Here is a 1415-nt window from a genome sequence, read left to right as displayed (position 1 = left end):
GGACCGGTGAGTCGATAACGATAGCTAATCATATCGACCAGATCCCGATCAAATAATCGACCGGCAATTCGATCAACCAGATAGATCGCTGTTCCAACTCCCAGACCAACTGGCCCGCCGGCAACTGCACCGGCAAGTGGCAGGGTGGATGATACATTTGGCGTGACAACAACTGTTTGGTGATAGGTTCTATCAACAATATTAATCGGTCCGGTAACATCAATACTGGCGCTGTCGCCACGCATGTTCAAGTTATCAGTAACCGCCTGACCATTGGCAAATTGAAAATCGCCACTGATTTCCCGGAACGAAAAACCTTTACCAAAAAAATCACTGAAATCCAGTGCCAACCGCCGTGGAATAGCAGCAAAACTCATTAAACCAAATATGCGTCCTGCTGCACCTGGCTCAACGTCCACCAATTGACCATCATCGATTTGCAGATTCAAATTGCCTTGCAGGTTGGCCATTGAAAGATTCAACGGTTCGTCTGGCCAGCTAAACTGTCCGGTAACCCCAACCTGATTAGAATGAATGGCGGCTTGATAACCCAAATCCTCAAACAAACCGGCAAGATCATTACTGGTGAGTTTTAAATTTAGTTGACTGCTGTCCGCAAGGTCGTTTTTTTGCCAGACGCCATCCAGTTCCGCTTGTAAAACTGCCGATTGCATACTGGCACTTTGCAACAACCAGCTATTCCCTTGCTGAAGCGCCCGGGCCTGTACACGTCCCAGTTGCATACCATCAACTGTCAAACTATCAATATTTAACTGAAAACTTGGCCATAACTCGGATTTGAATTTTTTGCGTCCATTTGACTGATTGTTCGATGCGGGTAACTGCAGATCGACGAAGTCAAAGTGCAATGTTGGCAGTGAATCTGATTCAACGGGCCAACGAATATCACCTCTTAGCTGCCGCGATTGAATATCCATTTGCCAGATTTGGTTACGTTGAAAAGCTTTGGTTTGAACGTCGTTAAGCACCCACTGATTAAACCGCAGATTGTCCACTGCCATTTCAATATCAACCGCTGGCCAATTATCGAAGTTTTGTTCAGTGATGCTGTCTGCCAGCCAGGTTTGTTGCCATTGCATCCACTCTGAAATGGACAACTCGTTCAGACGCCCTCTTAATCGAATACCGCTTGCCGGTAGCTCAGGCTCTGGAATACCAATAGTAATTTCACCGCGAGCAGAATCCTGAATCAGCCAGACAGCGCTTGCTATATCAGCATAATTTAATTGCAGTAATGATCGCTGTTCGTCATCTTTACTCAATTTAATATCTAATAAACGTTTATCAGCGGCAGTTTTTCCCAACGGTTCCGGAGCATCAATTGTCAGCCCGGCCAGTTCAGAAATCACCCGAATATCGGTATCAAATTCGCCTAATGACTTTTCACTCACTTC

1 protein-coding gene is annotated in these 1415 nt (G+C 45.8%); it reads right to left on the bottom strand.

Features of this window, described 5'->3' with window-relative positions; all coding sequences use genetic code 11:
* Positions 1–1415: YhdP family protein (locus B3182_RS03125; protein WP_292751503.1), on the bottom strand; the 1415-nt coding region annotated here is incomplete at both ends.

It is taken from the genome of Methylophaga sp. UBA4204, from assembly GCF_002379485.1.
GTDB lineage: Bacteria > Pseudomonadota > Gammaproteobacteria > Nitrosococcales > Methylophagaceae > Methylophaga.
Note: the sequence above shows the minus strand (reverse complement) of the source record. Positions and strands in the feature narration are given on the sequence as shown.